General features: G+C 70.7%; 15 protein-coding genes and 1 tRNA gene. 10 read left to right on the forward strand and 6 right to left on the reverse strand.

Translation table 11 applies throughout. The features are described from left to right. Nucleotides 1–231, reverse strand: a 231-nt coding sequence (locus ACHBTE_RS30880) for a hypothetical protein (protein ID WP_394728118.1), incomplete at its 3' end; no start/stop codon positions are given. Between the two features lie 982 nt (nucleotides 232–1,213). After that, a tRNA-Arg gene (locus tag ACHBTE_RS30885) sits at nucleotides 1,214–1,286 on the reverse strand. 188 nt (nucleotides 1,287–1,474) lie between these two features. Between ACHBTE_RS30885 and ACHBTE_RS30890 the strand changes: the two genes are divergently transcribed. After that, entirely contained in the window at nucleotides 1,475–2,110 is a 636-nt protein-coding gene (locus ACHBTE_RS30890) for an NADPH-dependent FMN reductase (RefSeq protein ID WP_394728120.1), read from the forward strand. Nucleotides 2,111–2,153: 43 nt separating this feature from the next. Here ACHBTE_RS30890 and ACHBTE_RS30895 read toward each other — a convergent pair whose 3' ends face one another. Continuing rightward, entirely contained in the window at nucleotides 2,154–3,839 is a 1,686-nt protein-coding gene (locus tag ACHBTE_RS30895; RefSeq protein WP_394728122.1) for an IclR family transcriptional regulator C-terminal domain-containing protein, read from the reverse strand. Nucleotides 3,840–4,137: 298 nt separating this feature from the next. Next, nucleotides 4,138–5,418 (reverse strand): M6 family metalloprotease domain-containing protein, encoded by a 1,281-nt coding sequence (locus tag ACHBTE_RS30900; RefSeq protein ID WP_394728124.1) that lies wholly within the window; start codon nucleotides 5,416–5,418, stop codon nucleotides 4,138–4,140. Nucleotides 5,419–5,674: 256 nt separating this feature from the next. Between ACHBTE_RS30900 and ACHBTE_RS30905 the strand changes: the two genes are divergently transcribed. Then, nucleotides 5,675–6,319, forward strand: a complete 645-nt coding sequence (locus ACHBTE_RS30905; protein WP_394728126.1) for a TetR/AcrR family transcriptional regulator — start codon at nucleotides 5,675–5,677, stop codon at nucleotides 6,317–6,319. 272 nt (nucleotides 6,320–6,591) lie between these two features. Beyond that, nucleotides 6,592–8,133: an MFS transporter gene (locus ACHBTE_RS30910; protein WP_394728128.1), complete on the forward strand. Its 1,542-nt coding sequence runs from the start codon at nucleotides 6,592–6,594 to the stop codon at nucleotides 8,131–8,133. A gap of 112 nt (nucleotides 8,134–8,245) precedes the next feature. Here the strand turns inward: ACHBTE_RS30910 and ACHBTE_RS30915 are convergent, their stop codons facing one another. Then, on the reverse strand, nucleotides 8,246–8,803 hold the full coding sequence (locus ACHBTE_RS30915; RefSeq protein WP_394728130.1) for a MarR family winged helix-turn-helix transcriptional regulator: 558 nt from the start codon (nucleotides 8,801–8,803) through the stop codon (nucleotides 8,246–8,248). Nucleotides 8,804–8,890: 87 nt separating this feature from the next. On the opposite strand from ACHBTE_RS30915, the gene ACHBTE_RS30920 reads away from it, so the two are divergent. Then, nucleotides 8,891–9,721 (forward strand): dioxygenase, encoded by an 831-nt coding sequence (locus ACHBTE_RS30920; RefSeq protein ID WP_394728132.1) that lies wholly within the window; start codon nucleotides 8,891–8,893, stop codon nucleotides 9,719–9,721. A 410-nt stretch (nucleotides 9,722–10,131) separates the two neighbouring features. Next, the gene (locus tag ACHBTE_RS30925) at nucleotides 10,132–11,130 is read left to right on the forward strand and encodes an RNA polymerase sigma factor RpoD/SigA (protein ID WP_394728134.1); all 999 of its coding nucleotides are present in this window, start codon (nucleotides 10,132–10,134) and stop codon (nucleotides 11,128–11,130) included. 485 nt (nucleotides 11,131–11,615) lie between these two features. Here ACHBTE_RS30925 and ACHBTE_RS30930 read toward each other — a convergent pair whose 3' ends face one another. Then, nucleotides 11,616–12,581: a helix-turn-helix transcriptional regulator gene (locus ACHBTE_RS30930; protein WP_394728136.1), complete on the reverse strand. Its 966-nt coding sequence runs from the start codon at nucleotides 12,579–12,581 to the stop codon at nucleotides 11,616–11,618. A gap of 62 nt (nucleotides 12,582–12,643) precedes the next feature. Here ACHBTE_RS30930 and ACHBTE_RS30935 point away from each other — a divergent pair, with 62 nt between their 5' ends. The 5 genes from ACHBTE_RS30935 to ACHBTE_RS30955 all read left to right on the forward strand — a co-directional run bounded on the left by ACHBTE_RS30935 (nucleotide 12,644) and on the right by ACHBTE_RS30955 (nucleotide 19,125). Next, on the forward strand, nucleotides 12,644–14,194 hold the full coding sequence (locus tag ACHBTE_RS30935; protein WP_394728138.1) for an MFS transporter: 1,551 nt from the start codon (nucleotides 12,644–12,646) through the stop codon (nucleotides 14,192–14,194). 253 nt (nucleotides 14,195–14,447) lie between these two features. Next, nucleotides 14,448–15,209 carry a DeoR/GlpR family DNA-binding transcription regulator gene (locus tag ACHBTE_RS30940; RefSeq protein WP_394728140.1) on the forward strand — a complete coding sequence of 254 codons (762 nt, stop codon included), beginning with the start codon at nucleotides 14,448–14,450 and terminating at the stop codon, nucleotides 15,207–15,209. Between the two features lie 55 nt (nucleotides 15,210–15,264). Next, nucleotides 15,265–16,212 (forward strand): 1-phosphofructokinase, encoded by a 948-nt coding sequence (pfkB, locus tag ACHBTE_RS30945; protein WP_394728142.1) that lies wholly within the window; start codon nucleotides 15,265–15,267, stop codon nucleotides 16,210–16,212. A gap of 294 nt (nucleotides 16,213–16,506) precedes the next feature. After that, nucleotides 16,507–18,717, forward strand: coding sequence for a fructose-specific PTS transporter subunit EIIC (locus tag ACHBTE_RS30950; protein WP_394728144.1), 2,211 nt, complete (start codon nucleotides 16,507–16,509; stop codon nucleotides 18,715–18,717). A 153-nt stretch (nucleotides 18,718–18,870) separates the two neighbouring features. After that, complete coding sequence (locus tag ACHBTE_RS30955) at nucleotides 18,871–19,125, forward strand: hypothetical protein (RefSeq protein ID WP_394728146.1); 255 nt, start codon at nucleotides 18,871–18,873, stop codon at nucleotides 19,123–19,125. Nucleotides 19,126–19,136: the final 11 nt, after the last annotated feature.

Raw genomic sequence — 19,136 nt, forward strand, 5'->3', positions numbered from 1 at the left:
GGAGGTGGCGACCTCGTTGGTCTCGGCTTCGGAGGTGGCGACCTCGTTGGTCTCGGCTTCGGAGGTGGCGACCTCGTTGGTCTCGGCTTCGGAGGTGGCGACCTCGTCGGTCTCGGCTTCGGAGGCGACGACCTCGTCGACTTCGGCCTCCAACGCGAGAGCCTCGTCGGTTTCGGCGACCAGGTCGCGTACGGCAGCCGGTATCCCCTTCTCGTCCACCTCGGAAGCCATGTCTGCGTCAGCAGCGCCGCGGGGCGGCTGGTCTCCCTCCGGGGACGGACGGAGTGGAGGGTTAGGACTCATCGGCTCAAAACCTCTCGGACAGTTACGGCACCGCCGGCGCCTCGGTGCAGGAGCTCCGCCCTGCAGCGTGACCCATCATCAGGCAGGACCTCGCCGACCCTTTCCTGCCGGTCTGGAGACCCAACTGGTGACTCCCTACTTACAAGTAGCAACGCGCTGTGATCATGTTCGGGTAGGCCATCGCCCAAGGCTGCAGACGATGAATGGGGACCACCGAGGAGAGCGGATCGAAAGATTCCGTCCGGTCATCTCGGCCGATGCGCCAACAGCAGCCGACTTCAAGGTTGTTGAACGGCGCTGCAACGCTGTCGAGGACCGACATCGTACAGACGCCCGCACAAGGTCCTTTCCGCCTGGAAGAGTTCACCCGGACGGGGGCAACTAGTTCGAAAACTTACCGAACATGCACGACCTGCGGCGTGCAGCTCTCTTCGGCTAGGTCGAGGCCCCGCACGTAGGCGCGGGCGGCGACCCTTGTCGACGGTCGTGGCGTATGCGCCGGGCGACCGTCCAGTGCAATGCTCCCTCAAATCGCGACCGCTTGGTTCCTCTGGTCGGGTCCCCTGGAGGCGATGGCGATCCGGCTAGGTGGACGGCGAGGCGACCACAACCGTGCGCTTGATCGGACGACTGCACCTCGCCCGCCGGGTGCCGACTGTGCAGCTTGTGGGGAACCGCTGCGTCCGGATGTTGCGAGGCGCACCTTGGTCAGCGCTGATCTCTAAGCCCTCTGGTTGGCGGGCCGTGCCCCCGCGGGATCGCCGATCGGCTCGGTTCGATGATCCGCAAGACGCGCGGTTATGGCGGCGTGACATCTTCGTGGCATTTGTGGCACGAGGGTGGCACGGCCGCGATCACGTGAAAGGGCCAGTTCGAGGGGATCGTGACCCTGAGCTGGCCCTTTTCGCTGTGCCCCCGGCAGGATTCGAACCTGCGACACCCGCTTTAGGAGAGCGGTGCTCTATCCCCTGAGCTACGAAGGCAGAGGTGCCCTGACAGCGTAGCGGATCCGTCTCTCGGTGTTGTGCCCCGGCTCCGTGGGCGCTGTCGTGGGCGTTCGGGCCGCTTGACCTCAAGTTAACTTGAGATTTTACGTTGCTTGCGCGGGCCCCGCTCAGGGGCCGGTCGATTGCCACGCCTGCCATCGCCATTCCCGAATCGAGGTACATCCATGTCCCGGACTCCGGCTCCGCGCACCCAGGTGATCCCCGCACGCCCCACACCCTCACCCCCGCTCAAGATCGGCGTGATCGTCGGCAGTGTGCGGGAGGGGCGGTTCGCCGACACCGTGGCTCGGTGGTTCGTGGCGGAGATGGGGCGGCGGGACGACATGGAGACGCATGTCATCGATCTCTCCGAACCCGCACTCGTCGACGAGCTCAAGCTCACCTTCGAGCGGTCCGCGGCGCCGGGCGACGCCCCGACCCTCGCTGAGCGCGTCGGTGGGCTCGACGGGTTCGTCGTCGTCACGCCCGAGTACAACCACGGTTACCCCGCCGCCCTGAAGCTGGCCATCGACTACGTCTACCAGGAGTGGCGGGCCAAGCCGGTCGGGTTTGTCTCCTACGGCGGTATGGCCGGCGGACAGCGTGCGGTGGAGCAGCTTCGGCAGGTCTTCGCCGAGCTGCATGCCGTCACCCTGCGGGACACGGTCAGTTTTCACATGGCCTGGGAGCAGTTCGACGACGAGGGGCGTCCGCATGACACGGACGGCACCGCCAAGGCCGCCGCCGTGCTGCTGGACCAGCTCGCCTGGTGGGGGCTGACCCTGCGGGAAGGGCGCGCCGTCCGGCCGTACGACGGGTGAGGTGAGCCGGCCGCTTCGGGTGCACCTCATCCCCGCCCACCCCTCACCCCCACGCGACCCGCGCGAACCTCCCCGCCACCCCCAGTTCCCGTTCCACCCGCCCCGCTGTCTCCATCAGCTCCGGCAGTACTTCCCGAACGCACTCCTCGGCCGAGCGTCGAGCCGCGTGCATCGCCACGTTCAGCGCGGCGACCGCCCGGCCCGTCCGGTCGCGTACCGGGACCGCCACCGATCGCAGGCCCTCCTCCAACTCCTCGTCGACCAGGGCGTATCCCTGTGCGCGGACCTTCTCCAGCACGGCCGACAGAGCCGTGGGGTCCGTCGTCGTGCGAGGGGTCAGGGGGCGCAGGTCCGTCAGGGTGATCGAGGGGTGGCCCTCGGTTGCCCCACGCGGCATGTCCGCCAGCAGCACCCGCCCCGGCGACGTCGCATACGCCGGCAGCCGCGTGCCCACCGTGACATTGACGCTCATCACGCGGCTGGTCGCGGCTCGGGCCGTGTACTGGACCTCCTTGCCCGAGGGGGTCAGCACCGCCAGGGATGCCGACTCATGGACCCTGGCGGCCAGTTCGGCGAGGTGGGGGGCGGCGATCTCGGCGAGGGTGGTGCGGGACAGGGGCGGGAAGCCCAGGGACAGGACGCGAGGGGTCAGCGCGAAGGAGCGGTTGCCCGGTCGGCGTACCAGGCCCAGGTGTTCGTAGGTGATGAGCGCCCTGCGCGCGGTCGCCCGGGACAGCCCCGTCGCCCTTGCCACGTCCGTGAGCGTCAGATCGGCCCGTCCCTCGCCGAAAGCGGTCAGTACGGTCAGTCCGCGTGCCAGTGACTCGACGAACTCCCGGCCCAGTTCCTGCTTCGAGGCGCCCGTCCAGATCGCCAGGCCCTCGGGCGTCGCCCCGGGGCGTGGCTGCGGGGCGTCGCGCAGTTCGCGTTCCATCTCCGCGACCGCCGAGCGCAGCCGGGGGAGGAGTGTCTCGCGCAGGTCGGCGGCCGTGTGGCGGCTCGTATGGCTCACCACGCTCGCCACGCAGGCGATACGGCCACCCCCGCGCGGGTCCCGGACCGGTACGGACACGGCGACGAGCCCGGGCTCGATCAACTGGTCGTCCAGTGCCCACCCGTCCCGGCGTGCCCGGGCCGTCCGGTGCTCGAAGTCGGCTTCGGGGGTGGGGTGTTCACGGGGCGGTACGGCCGGGAAGCCCTGGTCCCGCGGATCCGCCGCCCGGCGCTCGCGCCAGGTCCGCCACTGCGCGTCCGTCCACTCCGTCGCGAACAGCGGGCCCGGCGCGGTGCGTTCGGCCGGGAGGAGGTCGCCGATGCCGAAGCTCAGGGACATCGCGCGGCGCCGCGTCGCCTGGTGGATGAAGCGGATGCCGTCAAGGTCACCGACCGCCAGCGACACCGACTCGTCCAACTCGTCGGCGAGCGCGTCCGCGTGGGAGGAGAGGAGGGTGGGCAGGGCCAGGGCCGCCAGGTAGGCGTTGCCCAGTTCCATCACGCGGGGTGCCAGCACCACGTCACGGCCGTCGAGGCGGACGTACTCCATGCGGGCGAGCGTGGACGTGATCCGGTCCACCGTGGAGCGCGCCAGCCCGGTCGCCCGCTCCAGCGCGCTCGCGCTCAGTGTTCCGCCGGCCTCCGTCAGCCGCCGCAGCACCGCGACGCCCCGGATCAACGGCGTCATCACCTCCGCCGGCACGGCACGGTCGTCCAGGGTCGTCTTCGCGGGCATCGGCTCTCCGTACGGCGTGGCGGCAGCCCTAACCGTAATCGCCCCTGACGAGGGCTTACGCCCACGCCGCCGCACGCGCGCGCAACGCCATGTCGGACGTCGGGTCCGAATCGTGTCTGTGCGCACCCGCCCACCCGTCCACCGACCCACCCGTCCACCGACCCACCCGTCCACCGGGCCACTCGTCCACCGGGCCACTCGTCCACCGGGCCACCCGTCCACCGACCCACTCACGCCACCCTCGCTCGGACATGGCCCTTCCCCGGCCTTCGCCCCCACCCCACCCCACCCCCACCCCCTACCCCCGACTGACCCGCACCCGGTAAGCACCCGACAGATCCACCCCCACCACCTCCACCCGCACCCCCCGCTCCGTGTCCCGGAACTCCTCGCCCGGTGCCAGCGTCGCGTCCGACAGTTCGGCGTGGACGTTCGCGCTGCGGGTGCAGCCGCCGCTGTCCTCCTGGGAGTCGTGGACGCGTACCGGGCCCATCCCGGTGTCCACGTCCGCGTCGACCTTGTAGATCAGGACGCCGGGGCGGCAGACGGCCTCGTCGTTGCCCTCGCGGGTGCGCAGTTCGACGGCGTAGCCGCTGCGGCGGTCCAGCGGGACGAACACCAGCTTCGGGCCACCCGCGCGGGCCAGTGGGGTCAGGGCGTGCTCGGACGTCCCGGGGGTGGCCGCGCACCGTATCTGGGCGCTGTCCAGCCAGCCCAGTTTCCACTTGTGCCAGCCGAGCAGGTCGTTGTTGGCCCCCCAGTCCTCGCTCATGATGTCCCAGTGGCCGACCGCGCCGCCGCCCTCCGCGGTGTACAGGTCGGGCAGGCCGAAGACGTGGCCGTTCTCGTGCGGGAGGACGCGGTAGCCGGTGCGGTGGTAGGAGCCGGAGCCGTCGTCCTGGCGGGAGTAGACGAAGGACGCGTTGGCGACGGAGACGCCGTCGGCGACCGGGGCCTCGGTGTTGCCCGCGAAGGACACCGACAGAACGGTGTCCAGGGCCGAGGGGCCGGCGTTCGGTGTCACGAGGACGTTCAGGAAGTCGTACGACTTGAAGTCCACCCGGGGATCGGCCGCGGCCACGATGTCCTGGACCAGCTGCCGGTACCCGGGGTCGAAGGGCGCGCCGCGCTCTATGCCGTAGGCCCTGAACGACTTCGGCATGCGCAGCCAGTCGCGGATCGGGGTGCGGGGGCGGTAGTCGAGGCGCCCGTAGGAGCTGGTGCGGAACCACTCCTGGGTCTGGGGGAAGAACTCGGCGAAACGGTCGAGCGCGGGGCCCTGGCCGGGCGCGTCGGGGAAGTCGACCATCACGGTGAGGGCGCGAACGGTGCCGGTGGAGCGGGAGTAGCCGCGGACGGTCGGCACGCCCTCGGACATCTGGACCGTGGGCCGGCCGGTGATCATGCAGGGGCCGAGAGGGGAGGAGCGGTCCAGCGAGATCGGTCCCGCTCCGGTGACCGTCGGAATGCCCGCCGGGTGGCTGCCGGTGCCTGCCGAGGTGCTGACCGCCAGGGTCAGGGCGGTCACGGAGGCGAGGGCGGCCACCCGGCGGGGGCATATCCGGCGGCTCGGCTGCATGCATGGGCCCTTCAGTCCATGGCAGCCGCCCGACTGCGCGCTGCGCCCTCTCGATCACCCTGTGTCGAGAGCCGTGGGGGCGCTCGCTGAAAGAGACCGAACGTGGGTCCCCGCGACGGGAGATTGTGACTCAGGTCACATGAGATGCTGGGCGGGGTGGGAAATAAGCGGGGATCCCCTCCCCGTTTAGCCATGTGTTCGCGCGAAACGGGGATGACTTCCCCGGATCGCCCTCACCAGAACTCAGGAGTACGCCGTGCAGACCGCAACCCCCGTATCGCGCAAGGCGACCCGGCCGCGCGCCGACGCGCTGCGCAACCGGGAGCGGATCGTCACCGCCGCCCGGGAGATGTTCGTCGAGTTCGGCCCCGACGTGCCGCTGGACGACATCGCCCGCCGGGCCGGCGTCGGCAACGCCACGGTGTACCGCAACTTCCCCGACCGCGACGCGCTGGTCCGCGAGGTCGTCTGCTCCGTCATGGACCGCACGGCCGCCGCGGCAGAGCTCGCGCTGGCGGAGACCGGGGATGCCTTCGACGCCCTGGAGCGCTTCGTGCACACCGCCGCCGACGAGCGGATCAGCGCGCTGTGCCCGATGGTCCAGAGCACGTTCGACAAGCATCACCCGGATCTGGAGGCCGCGCGTGAGCGGGTCGAGCAGCTGATCGGGGCGATCATGGACCGGGCCAAGGTGGCCGGCCAGCTTCGCTCCGACGTGGACGTCGGCGACCTCATGATCGCCGCGGCCCAGCTCAGCCGCCCCCCGGCCGGAACGGGCTGCGACCTCGCCGACCGCTACGTCCACCGTCATCTGCAGCTGTTCCTGGACGGACTGCGGGCCCCGGCCCGCTCCACCCTGCCGGGTACGCCACTGACCATGGAGGACCTGCGCCAGGCCTGACCGATCAGTTCAGAGCACGGCGGTAGTCACCAGACCGAATCAGATAGCCACAGCGACCAGCCACATCACATAGCCACAGCACCTGAGCCGCATTACCCAGCCACAGCACCTAGCCGCATCACCCAGCCACAGCACCTAGCCGCATCACCCAGCCACAGCACCTAGCCGCATCACATAGCCACCAGCTCTCACCGGCACCGGCCGTCAAAGCCGACGAGCCGTCCCCTCACCTTTCACTTTTTCCGTCACGAAGTCCCGAAGTGGGTACCCCCATGTCTGAAACAGCCGCAAAGGCTCCCGGCAGCGGCCTCGGCGCCGCCGATCCCAACCGCTGGAAAGCACTCGCGTTCATCGCGATAGCCCAGCTGATGGTCGTCCTCGACGCGACCATCGTGAACATCGCCCTGCCCTCCGCGCAGCAGGACCTGGGCATCTCCGACGGCAACCGGCAGTGGGTCGTCACGGCCTATGCCCTCGCCTTCGGCGGTCTGCTGCTGTTCGGCGGCCGTATCGCCGACCTCTGGGGCCGCAAGCGGGCCTTCGTCGTCGGGCTGGCCGGTTTCGCCGCCGCCTCCGCGCTGGGCGGCGCGGCCACCAATGAGGCCATGATGTTCGGCGCCCGTGCCCTCCAGGGTGTCTTCGGTGCCCTGCTCGCCCCGGCCGCGCTCTCGCTGCTGGCGGTGATGTTCACCGACGCCAAGGAGCGCGCGAAGGCGTTCGGCATCTACGGCGCCATCGCCGGTGGTGGCGGTGCCGTCGGTCTGATCCTCGGCGGTTTCCTCACCGAATACCTGGACTGGCGCTGGACGTTCTTTGTCAACATCCCGTTCGCCATCGTCGCCGCGGCCGGTGCCTGGTTCGTCATCCGTGAGCCGCAGGGCGGTCGCAACCGCTCCTCGCTCGACATCCCCGGCGTGATCCTGTCCACCCTCGGTCTGGTCGCACTGGTCTACGGTTTCACCCGCGCCGAGTCCAACGGCTGGGACGACTCGACGACCATCGGCATGTTCGTCGCCTCCGGCGTGCTGCTGCTGGCCTTCGTCCTCGTCGAGGCCAAGGTCAAGGCCCCGTTGCTGCCGCTGCGCGTGGTCACCGAGCGCAACCGCGGCGGTGTCTACCTCTCGCTCGGTCTCGCGATCATCGCGATGTTCGGCCTGTTCCTGTTCCTGACGTACTACCTCCAGATCGTGAAGGGCTACTCACCGGTCAAGACCGGCTTCGCCTTCCTGCCGATGATCGCGGGCATGATCACGGGCTCGACCCAGATCGGCACCCGGCTGATGACCCGGGTCGCGCCGCGCCTGCTGATGGGACCCGGCTTCCTGGTCGCCGCGCTCGGCATGCTGCTGCTGACCCAGCTGGAGATCGGCTCCTCCTACGCCGCCCTGCTGCTGCCGGCGATGCTGCTGCTCGGTCTCGGCATGGGTACGGCGTTCATGCCGGCCATGTCCCTGGCCACCCAGGGCGTCAAGCCGCAGGACGCCGGTGTCGCCTCCGCGATGGTCAACACCTCGCAGCAGGTGGGCGGTGCCATCGGTACGGCCCTGCTGAACACGATCGCCGCCTCGGCGACCACGGCCTACGTCGCCGACCACATCGCCGGCGCGTCCAGCCGTTCCCAGCAGCAGCTGGTCCAGCTGGAGGGCATGGTGCAGGGCTACACCAGCGCCATCTGGTTCGCCGTCGGCATCCTCGTCGTCGCCGCGGCCATCGCCCTGACCTTCGTCAACGCCGGCCGTCCGGGCGGGACGACGGTGGCGTCCTCCGCGGAGGGCGCCGAGGACGAGGTGCCGGTGCCGGTCGTCGCGCACTGAGCCCGACGGCGGCCGTACGGCCGTACCCCTTGGGACCAGGCGTATGTGCGGGGATGGGGACGCTCCGCACGTACCGCCTCCAGGACCTGCCCCGGCTCGCTGAATGAGCGGTTCAGCGCAGCCAGGGCAGGTCCGCACCCGCTTCGCTGGGCTGCAGGCCCTCGGCGACGATCCGCATGATCTCGCCGAGGGCCTTCTGCTGTTCGGGGCTGAGCCGGTCGAACATCGCCTGCCGCACGGCCGCCACATGCCCCGGGGCGGTCTGCTTCAGCACCTGAAGGCCCTGGTCGGTCAGGACCGCGAACTGTCCCCGCTTGTCGTCGGGGCAGTCCTCGCGCCGCACCCAGCCGTTCTTCTCCAGCCGGGCCACGGCGTGCGAGAGGCGGGAGCGGGTGATCTTCGCGTACATCGCCAGCTCGGTCATCCGCAGCCGGCGCCGCGGGGACTCGGCGAGCTTGACCAGCAGGCCGTAATAGACGTGCGGCATGCCCGCGTCCCGCTGGAGCTGACGGTCCAGGTGGTCCTCGAGCAGGGTGGTCGCGTCGACGTAGGAGCGCCAGACGCGCTGCTCGTCGTCGGAGAGCCAGCGTGGTTCCTCCGCCGGTGCGGGTGGGGGCGCGGACGCGCGGGCCGAGGACGCGCGGGGCGCGGAGGTCGATGCCGTGTTCATGTACTCCACTGTACGAGAGCTCTCCTTGAAGTTTTAACTACTTCGGCGTACGGTCGTGACCGAGAAGAAGTTTTAGATTTGAAGCAAATGGAGCTTCAGTCGCCGGAGGGAGTTCCCGCCGTGTCCGCCGCCAAGTCCGCCGCCGCACCTGAGCGCATGCCCGCTCTCTACCTCAGTCACGGCGCCCCGCCGCTCGCCGACGACCCCGTCTGGCCCGGTGAGCTCGCCGCCTGGTCCGCCGCCCTGCCCCGCCCCGAGGCCATCCTCATGGTCTCCGCCCACTGGGAGGAGGCCCCGCTCGCCATCGGCGCCACCGACACCGTTCCCCTGGTCCACGACTTCTGGGGCTTCCCCGAGCACTACTACCAGGTGCGGTACGCCGCACCCGGCTCCCCCGAGCTGGCCGATTCCGTACGGAAACTGCTGCGCGCCCCGGGCATGCCCGTCCAGGACATCCCGGACCGCGGCCTCGACCACGGCGCCTACGTACCGCTCGTCGAGATGTACCCGGGCGCCGACATCCCCGTCCTGCAGATCTCCATGCCGACCCTCGACCCGGTGCGGCTCATGGACATCGGCCGCACCCTCGCGCCGCTGCGCGACGAGGGCGTGCTGATCGTCGGCTCCGGCTTCTTCACCCACAACCTCGCCGCCCTGCGACAAGGCGGCATCCCCTCCTGGTCGGCGGAGTTCGACGACTGGGGTCACCGGGCGCTGGAAAACCGGGACTGGGACGGGCTGCTGGACTTTCTCCACAAGGCCCCGGCCGGCCGCTACGCCCATCCGCGCACCGAGCACTTCGCCCCGCTGTTCGTGAGCATGGGCGCCGCGGAGGCGGCCGGCGAACTGGACGGCCAGAAGTCGGTGATCGACGGGTTCTGGATGGGGCTGGCGAAGCGGTCGGTGCAGTTCGGCTGAGGTGTCCGGCGGGCAACCATCGGCGGGCGCGTGCCGTCTTCAGGGGCACAGGGGCACAGGGGCGGTCGAAGGCGGCGCTCCTCGGCGCGAAGCACCCGGTTGCGGATGTGGCGGGTGTCTCATGTTCGCGGACACAGCGACCGGTGAGGCCCCGGGGGCGCTCTTGATTTCCCGCCTGACCTGCGGCTCTGTCCGTGGCGACAGCACCTGTCCGGTGTGCGGTCAGGCAGGATACTGCAAGATCAGAAAAATTTGGGGGCGGGTTGGGAATTCTGTCCTGATTCCAGTCGTTGTTTCCATCGGATGCAGGGCACTCGACAAGAGTCCCAAGCGTTCAAAAAGGACCACCGCCCGCCCTCCCCACTCTCGACCGCGTTCGAGCCGGGGACACCCACCGCAAGGGAGCACGCATGGCAACCCGTGCCGTCGCCCGTCGTCAGTCCGCCACCGGCGAGGCCGTCGCCGCGGCCAGCAGTGTTCGCGCCCATGGCGGCGAGATCGCGGACCGCGACCTGGTCGGCATGTACCTCGACGAGATCGCGCGCACGCCGCTTCTCGACGCCGCGAAGGAGGTCGAGCTGTCGCAGATCATCGAGGCGGGTGTGTTCGCAAGGCAGGTCCTCGACGGATACGAGGAGTCCAAGGCGGACGCCACCCGCGAGGAGCTCGAGGCCCTCGTCGCCGACGCCGAGCGGGCCAAGGACATCTTCATCCGCTCCAACCTCCGCCTGGTCGTCGCGGTGGCCCGGCGCTACCCGCGCAGCGGCCTGCCCCTCCTCGACCTGATCCAGGAGGGCAACGCCGGCCTGGTGCGCGCGGTGGAGAAGTTCGACTACCGCAAGGGCTTCAAGTTCTCGACGTACGCGACGTGGTGGATCCGTCAGGCCATCACCCGTTCGATAGCCGACCAGTCCCGCACCATCCGCCTCCCCGTCCATCTGGTCGAGGAGCTGGGCCGAATTCGGCGCGTGCAGCGCGAGTTCAACCGCGAGCACGGCCGGGACCCGGAGCCCGCGGAGATCGCCGCCGAGCTCGGTTCGAACGCGGACCGGGTGACGGACGTCCTGGACTGGGCCCGCGACCCGGTCTCCCTGAACATGTCGGTGGACGACGAGGGCGAGACCCAGTTCGGCGACCTCCTGGAGGACACCTCCGCGGTCTCCCCGGAGCAGTCGGTCCTCACCCTGCTGCGCAGCGAGGAACTGGACGACCTGATCGGCCGTCTCGACCAGCGCACGGCGTCCATCATCAAGATGCGGTACGGCATCGAGGACGGCCGCGAGCGCACCCTCACCGAGGTCGGCAAGGAGCACGGTCTCACCCGCGAACGCATCCGCCAGATCGAGAAGCACGCCCTGCTGGAGCTGAAGAAGCTGGCGCGCAGCACCGGGTTCGACGCGGCTGCGTGAGCAGCGGCCCGGGGTACCCATCCCGGGCTGTCCCCGTGGGGGCGTGCGAGTGGTGACCGCCGCGTACGCCGGGTGGCGAAAGACCGCGCAAACATGGCGATGTAACGCCGCTTCAAGCGGCGGGGCTCCGGGAACAAGACCTCAGGGAAAGGGAGTTCGAGCGTCCCGAGACCACCGGCCGTCGTCCCGGCGGCCGTTCGACCCGGCACCACGGATCCCGACCCTGTCCCGGATCCGATCCGACCCCGCACCGCCGGCCCACAGACCAAGTCCCGACGCACTCCCCCCGGCGCCGGGACTTCCCCCGAGCCGGGCTTCGGCGCCCGTCCCCCCTGGGTGCCGGGGCCCGGCTCAATCTGTCGTCGCGGCAGAAGAGCAGAAAGATGGGCCACCCCGTACCTGAACCACGGGGTGGCCCACCCGAATGGCAGATTGTGCCACATGGGCACAGCGTCCCTGATCAGCCCAGTGATCCCGGGTTGCAATCAGTTCGCCGCCCGGCTCAACCTGCCGCCCAACTCCCTTACACATCGCACGAGTTCCTCCGGTGACTCCACCGTGAACTCGCAGTCCGCCATCGCCAACCGCACCGCCATCCACTCCACGGCGTCCCCGGTCGCCCCGCGCAACCGGCACCGCCGCCCCCCGTCGAGCGCCTCCGGTGCCCCCAGCCACCCCGGCAACCGGGCAGCGATGAACTCCGCGGGCGCCTCGAACGTCACCGAGAACTCGTACGTCTCCTGGCGCCGCCACATCGACTGCCGCAGGTACTCCGCCGCACTGCCCGTCGGCAACTCCCGCGGTTCGAACCGCGCTCCCGTGGCGAACGGCTCGCTCACCCGGTCGACCCGGAACGTCCGCCAGTCGTCGCGGTCCAGGTCGTAGGCGACGAGGTACCAGCGCCGCCCCGTCGACACCAATCGGTACGGCTCGGTCAGGCGCCGCGACTCCGTCCCGTCCCCCGCCCGGTAGGCGAACCGCAACCGCTCCCGACCCGCCACGCTCGACGCCATCACCGTCAGCGTCTCGGTCGCGATACTCGCCCCGTCCCCGCTGGTCAGCGGCATCGTCGCCGCCTGAAGCGTGGAGACGCGGTGCCGCAGCCGGGACGGCAGCACCTGCTCCAGCTTCGCCAGCGCCCGCACCGACGCCTCCTCCACGCCCTCGACCGCGTGCCCCGCGCCGGCCCGCAGGCCGACCGCGATCGCCACGGCCTCCTCGTCGTCGAGGACGAGCGGCGGCATCGCCTTGCCCGCGACCAGCCGGTAGCCCCCGTCGGAGCCCTTCGTCGCCTGCACGGGATAGCCCAGCTCACGCAGCCGGTCGATGTCACGCCGTACCGTGCGCCGGGACACCCCGAGCCGGTCGGCGAGTTCACCGCCGGGCCACTCGCGGGGCGTCTGAAGGAGAGAGAGGAGCGTCAGCAGCCGTGCCGGAGTATCCGTCGTCATGACTTCGAGGATGCCGCACCACTAGGACACGATCTGACCTACTGCTGGAATACCTTCCAGCCATGACCTCAGCCGAGACGCAGCACACGATGACTGCGACCAGGACACAAGCAACGCCCCCCGCCGGTGACCGCCGCCGCTGGTTCGCCCTCGCGATCGTGATGACCGCGGCCTTCATGGACCTCGTCGACGTCACGATCGTCAACATCGCCATCCCGTCGATCCAGCGGGAGGCCGGCGCCACCTTCGGCCAGATCCAGTGGATCACCGCCGGTTACGCACTGGCCTTCGCGGCCGGTCTGATCACCGGCGGCCGTCTCGGCGACATACATGGCCGCAAGCGGCTGTTCCTCATCGGCATCGGCGGCTTCACCGTCGCCTCCGCGCTGTGCGGCTTCGCCGCGAACCCGGAGATGCTGGTCGCCTCCCGCATCCTGCAGGGCGCGATGGCGGCGCTGATGGTGCCGCAGGTCCTGTCGATCGTGCACGCCACCTTCCCGGCGCACGAGCGCGGCAAGGTCTTCGGCCTGTTCGGCGCGGTCGTCGGCCTCGGCGCCGTCACGGGCCCGCTGCTCGGCGCGCTGCTGACCGAGTGGAACCTGTTCGGCCTCGAATGGCGCCCCATCTTCCTCATCAACCTCCCCGTCGGCATCGCGGGCCTGATCCTCGGCAGCCGCTTCATCACCGAGTCGAAGGCCCCGAAGGCCCTGAAGCTGGACCTCGTCGGCGTCGCGTTCGTCACCCTCGGCCTGCTGATGCTGCTCTACCCGCTGACCCGCGGCCGTGAGCTGGGCTGGCCGACCTGGGGATATGTGTCGATGGCCGGCGCGCTCGTGGTCCTCGCGGCGCTGGTGGCGTACGAGCGGCGCAAGACGGCCCGCGACGGTTCGCCGCTCGTCGAGCTCTCCCTGTTCAAGGTGAAGAGCTTCGCGGCCGGCATCGCGGTCCAGACGGTCTTCGGCGTGGCGCTCGGCATCTTCTTCCTGGTCTGGACGCTGTACATGCAGTTCGGACTGGGCTGGGGCGCGCTGAAGGCCGGCCTGACCGGGATCCCGTTCTCGATCGCCGTCTCGACGGCGGCCGGCATGTCCGTGCAGAAGCTGGTCCCGCGCTTCGGCCGCAAGGTGCTCCAGGCGGGCGCGCTGGTGATGGCGATCGGTGTCCTGCTCTACATCTGGGAGTCCCGGCACTACGGCCTGACGATCACCCCTTGGCAGATGGCGCTGCCCCTGGTCGTCATGGGCGTCGGCATGGGCCTGATCGTGGCGCCGCTCACGGACGCGATCCTCTCCGAGGTGCCGCGCGAGCACTCGGGCTCGGCGTCCGGCCTCATCAACACCGTCCAGCAGATGGGCAACGCGCTCGGCCTCGGCCTGGTCTCGGTGGTCTTCTTCGGTGTCGTCGACGACCGGATGTCCGAGGGGGCCCGCGGTCCGGCGGCGGGCACGGCCTTCGTGGACGGCTTCCAGCATGCGCTGGGCTGGGTGGCCGCGGTGATGGCCGCCATCTTCCTGCTGATGTTCGCGCTGCCGGGCCGGCCGGCGCAGCACGTCGAGGGAGCGGCGGGGGACGAGGCGCCGGCGCCGGAGAAGGAGGCGGCGCTGGTGTCATGAGGACGTCGTCAGGACGTCATGAGGGACGCCGTCAGGACGTCATGAGGACGTCCTGAGGAGACGGGGGAGGGGCCCGGCACTTCGGTGCCGGGCCCTCGTCTTTGTTTCCGGCCCTTTTCCCTCCCTCTCCCTCCCTCTCCCTCCCTAGGCCCGTTCATGCCCGATTGAGCCCGAACTTGTTTACTTTCCAGATATCCAGGCGTAGCCTCCTCGCGAATCCACAAGTTCGGGCACAGTTCGGAGGCGAACGGGCATGTACGCACCGGAGCGTCAGCAGGAGATCCTCCGGCTGGCCCGTGACGGCGGCCGGGTGGACGTCCTGTCGCTGGCCGAGGAGTTCCAGGTGACGGCGGAGACGATCCGCCGGGATCTGAAGGCCCTGGACCGCGCCGGACTCGTACGGCGGGTGCACGGCGGCGCGATCCCGGCCGGACGCCTGGACTTCGAACCGGACCTGGCCGAGCGCGAGACCACCGCGGCCGACGAGAAGAACCGGATCGCCAAGGCGGCCCTGGCCGAACTGCCCACCGAAGGCACGATGATCCTCGACGCCGGTTCGACGGTGGCCCGCCTCGCCGCCGCCCTGCCTCTGGAGACGTCCCTGACCGTGGCCACGCACAGCCTGCCCATCGCGGCCCGCCTCGCGGACCACCCAGGCATCCAGCTCCACCTCATCGGAGGACGCGTACGGCACCGTACGCGCGCCGCCGTCGACGCCTGGGCGCTGCGCGCATACGGCGAGATCCGGGCCGACGTCCTCTTCGTCGCCGCCAACGGCTTCTCCGTCGAGCACGGTCTGACCACGCCCGACCTCGCCGAGGCCGCCGTCAAGCGGTCGACCGTGGCCGCGGCCCGCCGCGTGGTGCTGCTCGCCGACTCCTCCAAGCACGGCCAGGAACACTTCGCCCGCTTCGGCGACCTGGGCGACGTGGACCTGCTGATCACCGACAGCGGGCTGAGCCCCGAAGACGCCGCCGCCATCGAGCGCGGCGGCACGGAAGTGCTGTGTGTGTAAACGCAGGTGCTGTGTCCGTAAAACGCGACTGCCCTGTGGTCAGAAACGAGCGCTCATGATCCTCACCGTCACCCCCAACCCGTCCCTGGACCGCACCTACGCGGTCCCCTCCCTCGACCGCGGCGAGGTCATCCGTGCCACCGGCGAGCGCATGGACCCGGGCGGCAAGGGTGTGAACGTCTCCCGCGCGGTTGCCGCCGCCGGGCAGCGCACGGTCGCGGTACTGCCCCTGGGCGGTGCGCCCGGCGCGCTCGTCGCCGACCTGCTCGACGCGCAGGGCATCGAGGTCGCGCCGGTCCCGGTCACCGGCGCCACCCGTTCCAACATCGCGCTCGCGGAGTCGGACGGCGTCCTCACGAAGATCAACGCGCCCGGCCCCGAACTGTCCGGCGCCGAGCAGGAGCTGCTCCTGGAGACGGTGCGCCGGCAGTCGTCCGACGCCGACTGGATCGCCTGCTGCGGGAGCCTGCCCCGAGGGCTCGCGCCGTCCTGGTACGCCGATGTCGTCGCCGGGGCGCATGCCGGGGGCGCGCGGATCGCGCTGGACGCCTCCGGGCGTGCCCTACTGGAGGCCCTGCGGGCGCGGCCCGACGTGGTGAAACCCAACGCCGAGGAGCTCGCGGAGGCCGTCGGACGCCCCCTGGCCACCGTGGGCGACGCGTTGAAGGCCGCCGAGGAGTTGCGCGAGATGGGTGCGCACGCCGTGCTCGCGAGCCTGGGTGCCGACGGTCAGCTGCTGGTCGACGGCTCGGGCGCCTGGTTCGGCAGCGCGCGCGTCGCCGCCGTGCGCAGCAACGTGGGCGCCGGTGACTCGTCCCTCGCCGGCTTCCTGATCGCCGGGGGCAGCGGTCCGGAAGCCCTCGCCTCCGCGGTCGCCCATGGGGCGGCGGCCGTACAACTGCCCGGCAGTGTGATGCCGTCCCCGGACGACCTGGACCCGGCGGCGGTGACGGTCACCTCCGAGGTGCCGGAGGGCCGGGCGCTCGAGGAGCCGGTGTCATGACGAATGCAGTGATGGTCACCGTGCCGGCGGAGCCGCTCCGTGAGCGGCGAGGGTCGCCGTTAGTCGGTGCTGGTGCTGGTGCTGGTGCTGGTGCTGGTGCTGGTGCTGGCGCTGGTGCTGCCGGTGCCGGTGCTTCTGCCGAATCCCTCACTGCTCCGCCCCGGACACCTGCCACCACCTCCCCGTCCCAGGTGCCCGTCACCGGCCTCCCGTTCCCGCCACCCCCCATGGCACCCCCGTCCCCCTCCCCGCCCACCAGACTCCCCGGGCGATACGCGCGCTAAGGAGCCCGCGATGAGCGACATGATCACCGCGGACCTGGTCGATCTCGACCTGTCCGCCGACACCAAGGAAGCGGCGGCACGCGCCCTCGCCGCGCGCATGGTGGCCCTGGGTCGGGTGACCGACCTGGACGGCTTCCTCGCCGACGTGGCCGCCCGCGAGGCACAGATGCCCACCGGCCTCGACGGCGGCATCGGTATCCCGCACTGCCGCAGCACGCATGTCACCGAGCCGACGCTCGCCTTCGGGCGCAGCACGAGGGGCATCGACTTCGGCGCGGCGGACGGCCCGGCGGACCTGATCTTCCTGATCGCCGCTCCGGCCGGGGCGGACGACGCCCATCTGACGATCCTGTCGTCGCTGGCCCGGCAGCTGATGAACAGCGAGTTCACGGACGCCCTGCGGTCGGCGGGCGACTCGGCATCGGCGGCGGCCCTGATCCGGGGCGAGGAACCGGCGCCGGCCGCGGCATCTGCTCCGGCACCGGCGCCAACCGCGGCGGGCACCCCGTCCGCATCCCAGGACTCCGTGGCGGCGTCGGTGGCGGCCTCCTCCGACGCCGCCACGGAAACCCCGGCCCCCGGGCCCGGCGCCTCGGAAACCACGGCCCCGGGGCCCGACGCCCCCGAAACCACGGCCGTGGCGCCGGCCGCCCCGGCAACCCCGGTCCCCGTCCCGGCCGCGGCCGCCCCGGCAACCCTGCCCGCCGCAGAAGCCGAGCGCCCCTTCCGTATCGTCGCCGTCACCTCCTGCCCGACCGGCATCGCCCACACCTACATGGCCGCCGAGTCCCTGGAGAACGCGGGCCGCGAGGCGGGCGTGGAAGTCGTCGTGGAGACGCAGGGCTCCGCCGGCTTCACCAGGCTCGACCCGGCCGTCATCGCCGCGGCGGACGGCGTGATCTTCGCCCACGACGTGGCCGTACGGGAGAAGGACCGGTTCGCCGGCAAACCCACCGTCGACACCGGTGTGAAGGCGGGCATCAACCGCCCGGCCGCGCTCATCGCCGAGGTGCGTGAGAAGGCGGCCCGCGGCGAGGCCACCGCCCCGGCCGGGCCCGGCCGCGGCACCCCCGTCGAGCGGACGGGCGAGCCCGGCGACGGCTACGGCACCAAGCTGCGCAAGTGGCTGATGTCCGGCGTCAGCTACATGGTCCCGTTCGTCGCGGCGGGCGGTCTGCTGATCGCGCTGGGCTTCGCGATCGGCGGCTGGGAGATCGACAAGGCCAAGCCCGTCATGGACCACTTCGACTGGGGCGGGCTCGACAGCTGGGCGGCACTGCTGTTCCAGATCGGCGGCGTCGCCTTCGGCTTCCTGATACCCGTTCTCGCCGGCTACATCGCCTACGGCATGGCGGACCGGCCCGGTCTCGTGCCCGGCTTCGTCGGCGGCATGATCGCCTTCGACATCAACGCCGGCTTCCTCGGTGGCCTGGTCGCCGGCCTGATCGCCGGCGGGGTCGTCCTCGCCATCCAGCGCATCCGCATTCCACCGGTGCTGCGCGGCATCATGCCGGTGGTCGTGATCCCGTTGCTCTCGTCGATGATCGTCGGCTTCCTGATGCTGGTGGTGATCGGCAAGCCCATCGCCGAGGCCCAGAAGGCCATGACGGACTGGCTGAGCGGTCTGTCCGGCTCCAACGCCGTATTCCTAGGCATCCTGCTCGGTCTGATGATGTGCTTCGACCTCGGCGGCCCGGTCAACAAGGTCGCCTACGCCTTCGCCACCGCCGGGATCGCCGTGCAGAACCCGAGCGACTCCGCGATGAAGATCATGGCAGCCGTGATGGCCGCCGGCATGGTCCCGCCGCTGGCCATGGCCCTGGCCACCACGGTCCGCAAGAAGCTGTTCACCACGGCCGAGCGCGAGAACGGCAAGACCGCCTGGGTGCTGGGCGCCTCCTTCATATCCGAGGGCGCGATCCCGTTCGCCGCGGCCGACCCGCTGCGTGTGATCCCCGCCTCGATGGCGGGCGGCGCGGTCACCGGCGCACTGACCATGGCGGTCGGCTCCACCCTGCGGGCCCCGCACGGCGGCATCTGGGTCACCTTCCTGATCGGCAAGCCGTTGCTCTACCTGCTGGCCGTCGCTGCCGGTACGGCGGTCACCGCGGGCCTGGTCATCCTCCTGAAGGGCATGCGCAGGACGACCCCCGAGGGAACCGCGCCCGTCGAGACGTCGACGAACGCGACGGCGGAGCTCCAGCAGCCGGTGGCGGCCTGACCCCTCCGCCGCTCTGGCGCTCCTGCCCTGTGGGCCCCTCCTCCGAGCAGGAGGGGCCTTGTCCCTTTGGGGTGCTGTGAGTTGTTCACGGCACCTGCGAGATACGTCACGGTCCGGACCCAAAGGCCCGGACCGTGGTGTCTACTGGAGCGCATGCCTGAGCACGTCTCGTTCCTCCAGCTGCTGGGCCCAGTCGTCCTCGCCCTGGCGGCGGTGCTGTGGGTGATGGGCCTGGTCCGCCTCCTGCGCGGCAGCCGCCCCGACGCAACCGCGCGGTACGCGGGGCCGGCGCTCTCCGCGCTCCCGAACCAGCGGCAGACCCCGCCCGACCGGGAGGCCGTGGAACTGACCCCGGCGGAACGAGACGCCTTCGCCGGACTGGTACGCCGACTCAGCGACGGCCGCTGAACAGCACGACC

It is taken from the genome of Streptomyces sp. M41, assembly GCF_043673425.1.
Lineage (GTDB): Bacteria > Actinomycetota > Actinomycetes > Streptomycetales > Streptomycetaceae > Streptomyces.